Annotated in this window: 1 protein-coding gene; it reads right to left on the bottom strand. The window is 60.0% G+C overall.

Going from position 1 to position 597, the window contains the following annotated elements:
- Nucleotides 1-37 precede the first annotated feature (37 nt).
- On the bottom strand, nucleotides 38-597 hold a 560-nt coding region (locus tag KYG_RS02175; RefSeq protein ID WP_008903180.1), incomplete at its 5' end, for a Tn3 family transposase.

Below are 597 nucleotides of genomic sequence, written 5' to 3'. Positions count from 1 at the left end.
CAAATCCGGGATTCGTGGCGTCAAACCGTGATCGGTTTCATCCGTTGGTGCCAGTTATCGGTGCTCCCTGCCGCGAGGGCAGGATTTGGTCGGCATAACGGTCAACAGGAAAGCGGAACACGCCTCGCAGGTTGATGCTTTCCAGCCTGGTGGGAGCAATTTTTCCGATCAGTTCCGGCGGAATGGCCTGGCGGCGGTTCGACCAGCGATCCAGAACAGCCTGCATTTGTGACGTGTTCCACGCCATGACGATGTTGGCCAGCAGACTCAACGCGTCGGCCACAGCCTGCATTTCGTCCACACGTTTGGCCTGTGCCGGGCTGATCCGGCCGGTGTAAATGGCGCGCTTGAGGGCGTTGACCGCCTCCCCCCGGTTGAGCACCCGGCGCAATTCATTCCTGAAAGCGTCCTTAACAAAGTAGTCGGCAAGGAACGCGGTTCGCAGCAAACGTCCCAATTGCACGCCAGCGTCATAGATGGGGTCACCCTGGGCAGCAGAGCCAAACCGCGCCAGTGCTGCCACCGCACTGGCGTGACCACTCATGACCGAAGCCGCCAGATGCACCAGGCTGTCCCAATGCTTTTCGATCAGGGCAA

Origin of the sequence: Acidovorax sp. NO-1 (genome assembly GCF_000238595.1) — a bacterium.
GTDB lineage: Bacteria > Pseudomonadota > Gammaproteobacteria > Burkholderiales > Burkholderiaceae_C > Acidovorax.
The sequence above is the reverse complement of the archived record's forward strand: the minus strand, read 5'-3'. Positions and strand labels throughout refer to the sequence as shown.